Genomic DNA, 2,909 nt, shown 5'->3' with positions numbered 1-2,909 from the left:
CGCTCCTCTCCAATCCCCTGAGAACCCCTTGGTATCAGTATTTGGTTCAAATGGCTAACTTGTTCTTGCAATTTGCGTTTCAAAAAAGTCTAAGTATACTTTTGGAATATTGGAAGAAAAATAATGCAGTTATTGATTATTTTCTGCTAGATTACGTAATGAAGTATGTTTATGATAGTAATACATCTGTAAGAAAAAAAGTGGACAGTGTAACTAAATCATCGACAAATGTTTTTGGAATAAATCAACTATTGCGGCAGAAATACTCAGCTGAAAACATGTTTAAATTGGAAAAAGAAATTGAAAGTGATGGCATTTTTAAGCTCAGTTATAAAATCAAATTCAAGAATGACTCTCTTTATAAGTTTTGGGAACGGACTTCTTTATGAGTTATCTCAATTTAGACGGTTCATAAGTGTGATAGTTAAAGAGGGGGAATTGACATTGGATGATATCGATTTTGTCGTGACATGGGTAAATAGTGAAGATCAAAAATGGCAGAAAAAAAAAGAAAAATTCGCATCAGACTCCCTTCGAGTACGTTCTATGAATACGCAAAGCAGATATAGAAACTATCGATTATTTAAATATTGGTTTAGAGCAGTTGAAAAATATGCACCATGGGTGCACAAGATATTTTTGATAACAGATAATCAGGTGCCGACGTGGTTAGATGTTGAAAATGAAAAGATAGTATTGGTGAACCATTCTGACTATATAGACTCTAAATACCTTCCAACTTTTAATTCAAATGTTATCGAGCTTGAGATTGGGTTAATACCAAATTTAGCTGATCATTTCGTCCTATTTAATGATGATACGTTTTTAAATGCCCAAGTCACACAAGAAGATTTTTTTAAAGGATCATTACCAAGGGATACTTACGTAGAAAGTCCCATTATTTCTACGAAGGGAAGTATTGCGCATGCGATGGTCAATGATATGGAAGTAATTAACGATGTGTTCTCAAAGAAACAATTTTATCGAAAAAATTGGAATAAAGTTTTTTCCGCAAGAGTTGGTTTGAAGTTACTGAGGACGCTTGTGTTACTACCTTCTAGAAATTTTAGTGGTATTTGGAATAGCCATTTACCGGTGCCATATTTAACGAAAACTTTTTATGATGTATGGCACTATATGCCTGACGCTTTGGAGAATATGATGAATAATAAATTTCGAACACCGTATGACTATAATCATTGGTTAATGCGGTATTGGCAACTAGTTTCTGGGAACTTTCAAGTGCAGAGTAGTAATTGGGGACGAGTTTATGATTTGGGAATGACAAGGATGGAGTGCTTGCAAAACGAAATTGAAATGTCTAAGCACAAAGTTATTTGTCTTAATGATACCGATAATGTTGTTGACCCTACCATTATTAGAGATGGATTGACTAAGTCATTTGAAAAGATATTTCCCCAAAAAAGTGTCTTCGAAAAGTGAACCCGAATTGTCAAATCAAGTGCAACACCAGATAGAGCCTCGTAATCAAGGAGACGATTAATTTTGGTGAATATTAGTTGGTGATGTGGGTCTTATCAAAATGTTATGCAATTTAAATTTATTTTCGTTGTTAAGTTGACCGAGTGAGGCTCTTTCAGGCTGTATGTGTGGATGATTTTGTGAAGCACGCTTTGGTTGGTAGTTGGTTGTTAACGGTACCAATAAATTGAAACTAGGTGTGAATATAGTAGATATGTATGATTTAAATGTAATTGTGACCGTGAGGAATAGTTCGAATACATTAAATAAGTGTTTGAGTTCTATTTCAGCACAGACATATAAGAATTTTAAAGTGATAATTGTTGATGACGGATCCACCGACGGGAGCCTGGAAATTTGTAATGCATGGATAAAGCGTGATCATAGGTTTGTGCTAGTTAAGAATACTACTAATCACCATGGAGCCTCTGTGGCGAAAAATATTGGTTTAGTAAATGCAAGTGGGATGTATTTGACATTCGTTGATAGTGATGATTGGATTGAGCCTGTGCATTTTGACTTTCTACTGAAAAATATGACGGCGGGATCGCTGTGCGTTACCGGATGGACTCGAAGTGAACAAAAAAGTATATGTCTGGGGGGAGTTGTGAAACTATCGCGAGATGAATGCTTTATAAAGGCACTAGGAATGGGGACTTTTGGAGGGTACTTGTGTAATAAAGTATTTGATTTGAATTTGATTAGGCAGTATGACTTATCTTTGGATGAAGAAATTAAGATAAGTGAAGATCTCCTGTTTGTCATTCAGTATTTAAAGCATTGCAATGGTGGCTTTGTTTTAAAAAAATGTGAATCATATCATTATATTGTTCGTAAAGGATCATTGACTCATTTAGTTGAAATGAGTGAAGCGCAACTGTGGTCTCAAGTTAATGCGTCAATAAAAATTTCAAGTTTGCTTGATGATGAAAGCAAAAGAGTTAAACAAATGGTTAAGGTGCATTCAGCCAAGGTTTTGAATGACACTTACGTTGATGCATTTCGAATAAATTATATGAACGGAAAATGTTTAAAAGATTTAAGACGTAGATTAATACATGTTTTCCTACTATATGTATTCAGTAAAGAGTTTACATTACATTCGAAGATTTCGATTCTACTCACCGTTATGACTCCCAGATTGGCTGGTCATATCAGAAGGTATCGAATGGCCCAGAATAACCATCTCGATTGATCAAAACGGAATAGGTTTAATCAATAAATGAAAAGATAATTGTAGGTTGACTGAACTCTAAGGCTTTTTGCGAAGCACCACGGTGATTTTTGGTAACTGGGAGATATTTTGCTTTTGAATGGGATTATTACTTATCGACTGAATTATTTCATAAGCCCCAATTGTCAAATCAAGTGCAACACAGGACAGTAAGGCGTAAGCATAACCGGATGCATGTTCTTGAAGACCTGTG

3 protein-coding genes are annotated in these 2,909 nt (G+C 35.0%); all 3 read left to right on the top strand.

Features of this window, described 5'->3' with window-relative positions; genetic code table 11:
* Positions 1-389, top strand: a 389-nt coding sequence (locus NGM66_RS14125; protein WP_258115837.1) for a capsular polysaccharide synthesis protein, incomplete at its 5' end; no start/stop codon positions are given.
* Between the two features lie 55 nt (positions 390-444).
* Positions 445-1,443 (top strand): stealth family protein, encoded by a 999-nt coding sequence (locus tag NGM66_RS14120; RefSeq protein ID WP_208909216.1) that lies wholly within the window; start codon positions 445-447, stop codon positions 1,441-1,443.
* A gap of 253 nt (positions 1,444-1,696) precedes the next feature.
* The gene (locus NGM66_RS14115) at positions 1,697-2,677 is read left to right on the top strand and encodes a glycosyltransferase family A protein (protein WP_208909217.1); all 981 of its coding nucleotides are present in this window, start codon (positions 1,697-1,699) and stop codon (positions 2,675-2,677) included.
* Positions 2,678-2,909: the final 232 nt, after the last annotated feature.

Source organism: Levilactobacillus yiduensis (assembly GCF_024718525.1).
Taxonomy (GTDB): domain Bacteria; phylum Bacillota; class Bacilli; order Lactobacillales; family Lactobacillaceae; genus Levilactobacillus; species Levilactobacillus yiduensis.
The sequence above is the reverse complement of the archived record's forward strand: the minus strand, read 5'-3'. Positions and strand labels throughout refer to the sequence as shown.